This window comes from Aquabacterium sp., assembly GCF_041915145.1.
Classification (GTDB): domain Bacteria; phylum Pseudomonadota; class Gammaproteobacteria; order Burkholderiales; family Burkholderiaceae_C; genus Aquabacterium.
In genome coordinates, this window is sequence record NZ_JAYSBZ010000178.1 from 1 (window position 1) to 1,629 (window position 1,629).

Below are 1,629 nucleotides of genomic sequence, written 5' to 3' on the forward strand. Positions count from 1 at the left end.
TGGTGGACAGCTTGCGCAGCCCCTTCTCGAACGATTCGCCGGACACACCGGACTGCTCGGCTGCCGGTTTCCATACCGACAGGGTCTCGACGCTGACACCGACACGTTGCGACATCTCGTCCAGCGCATCACCAGTGTCGATGGCCGATTTCACCATCGCGGTCAGACCGGCCACCGACACGGCCACGCCGAGGTTGGCCAGCACGCCATTGACGCTCTTGGCGGTGTCCGTGAGTCCGCCCAAGCCCCGCCTGATCGAGTCGAAGGCGGCTCTCGTCTGGTCGACGGCACTGATCAGGATTTGTGCACGGTTGCTTGCCATCAGACTTTGTCCAGTTCTTGTTGAATCGCGCGCGCCAAGGCTGGCAGTGCGCGTTGCACGCCACCCGCCAGATTCAGCCGCCGCTTGAGATCGACGCGGCGGACCAACGTCGCGATGGGAATTTCCTGGCCGCGCTTGATCTGCTTCGCGCCAGTGCGCCCACGCTCGGCACGCTTGAAGCGGTTGAGTTGCGAGGCGTTCTCTTTGATGTTCTCGGCCATCAGCAACACGCGGCCGTTCTTCTCGATGAAGAAGGCATTGCCCGAACGCATCAGGCCGTCGATGACCGCCTTGAAACGCTTCGGGCCGATGCGACCGGGCAGCAGCGGGATGAGCAGATTGCCGCTCACCGTCCCGCCTTTTTCGTGCAGACCGAGCCACGGGATCTTGCTGCCCACCAGCAAGGCAGGCAGTTGCTCCGGCTTCTTGTCGAACACCTTCACGCCCATCGAGGAGATGAAGCTGTTGCGCTTGACGGTGAAGGCGCTGCGCATCTCGGATCGCGCCGCGTCACGCACCTCGCGCCCGCCCGACTGCATACCCTTGGCGACGGCAGTGTGAATGGCCCGACGACGCTCGCTGCTCCACGCCTCCAACTGGCGCGGGTCCAGCAGACCGGTGGTAGTGAGTGAGAGACGCATGGGTCAGTCCTTCAGAAGATCGCGTTGCAGTTGTTCGATGCCACGCTTCTCGCCTTGGGCTGCCACGGCATGAATGCCGAGTAGCTGGGCCAGTTGCTGCCGTTCGATCTGGCCGTCGGCATCCAGAAAGGCTTGCGCCTGCGTGAGCGTGTAGGCCATCACGTCGCCCAAGCGGTGACCGGCGCGGATCAGGCGGGCGACGGCACTGTCCCAGCCGAATTCGTCAGCGAGCGCAGCGTCGGCGCGAGCCGCTGGGCTGCGCCCTGAACCGCCGGGACGACGTGCGCCACAAAAAAATCCGCGTTGACCTCGAACACGGCGGCCGCCAGTTGCACGGCGTCCGCAAGCTGAAGGTCGTTGATCCACGCGCGTTCGCGCCGGGTGGTGATCGCCAGCAGATCGAGCACGGCATCGCCGTGCCGCCCCAGCAATGCCATCCAGTCCGGGTCGCTGCTGATCTCCTCGGCCAGCGGGCGCACCACGGCCAGCAGCCGTGGCAATTCGCCCAGCCGGATCGGCGTCAGTTCCAGCGCGGTGCCGGACAGCGTCACGACCACAGGCTCAGGGGGGAAGGTCTTGAAGCCGTCCATCACAGCAGCACCAGACGTCCGAACTGACCGAGATCACCGCCGACTGGCTTGGTCAGATCCGCCAGTACCTGGCCCG

At 64.9% G+C, this 1,629-nt stretch carries 3 protein-coding genes and 1 pseudogene; all 4 read right to left on the minus strand.

Annotated elements, in window-relative coordinates:
• Positions 1-322, minus strand: a pseudogene (locus tag ACE3SS_RS15710) (phage tail protein); the annotation flags it as partial.
• The gene (locus tag ACE3SS_RS15715; protein WP_374595560.1) at positions 322-963 is read right to left on the minus strand and encodes a DUF6441 family protein; all 642 of its coding nucleotides are present in this window, start codon (positions 961-963) and stop codon (positions 322-324) included. The gene ACE3SS_RS15715 and the pseudogene ACE3SS_RS15710, both read right to left, overlap by 1 nt.
• Positions 964-966: 3 nt before the next feature.
• Positions 967-1,122, minus strand: coding sequence for a hypothetical protein (locus tag ACE3SS_RS15720; RefSeq protein ID WP_009521710.1), 156 nt, complete (start codon positions 1,120-1,122; stop codon positions 967-969).
• A 29-nt stretch (positions 1,123-1,151) separates the two neighbouring features.
• Positions 1,152-1,553: a hypothetical protein gene (locus tag ACE3SS_RS15725; protein WP_374595562.1), complete on the minus strand. Its 402-nt coding sequence runs from the start codon at positions 1,551-1,553 to the stop codon at positions 1,152-1,154.
• Between the last annotated feature and the right edge of the window lie 76 nt (positions 1,554-1,629).